The organism is Mesorhizobium sp. M4B.F.Ca.ET.214.01.1.1 (genome assembly GCF_004791545.1).
Taxonomy (GTDB): domain Bacteria; phylum Pseudomonadota; class Alphaproteobacteria; order Rhizobiales; family Rhizobiaceae; genus Mesorhizobium; species Mesorhizobium abyssinicae.
In genome coordinates, this window is the sequence record NZ_SRUX01000059.1 from 1 (window position 1) to 466 (window position 466).

1 protein-coding gene is annotated in these 466 nt (G+C 64.8%); it reads right to left on the reverse strand.

Annotation, left to right across the window (positions count from 1 at the left end):
* The coding region (locus EN857_RS33275) for an SDR family NAD(P)-dependent oxidoreductase (protein ID WP_135897673.1) at window positions 1-466 on the reverse strand (466 nt) is incomplete at both ends.

Sequence of the window (466 nt, forward strand, 5' to 3'; positions counted from 1 at the left end):
CGCGAATGCCTTGTGGGCCGAGTTCCTTGGACAGCGCCTTGCTGTAATTTGAAAGGGCCGCCTTCGCCGCCGCATAGGCGATGGTGGATTCGTGGAGCGGCAACCGGCGCTGGATCGACGAGATGTGTACGATCGCCCCGGAGCCCTGCTCGATCATGCGCGGGACAAGCAGGCGGTCGAGCCGCACCGCCGCAAGCAGATTAAGATTGAGTTCATCCTGCCAGATCCGGTCGGACAGCGCCGCGAAACCGCCGCCTGGGCTTTTCGACCCGCCAACGCTGTGAATGACGATGTCGATGCCGCCAAGACGGTCGATGATGGCGGCGGCCACGTTTGCCGCACCGTCGAGAGTGGCGACGTCAGCTTGCACGAAGAGTTCCGCCGGTGATCCGGCGTCGGGCGAACGGGCTGTCGTCGCGACCGTTGCACCTGCTGCGGCAAGCCGGTGAACGATAGCTTCGCCGGC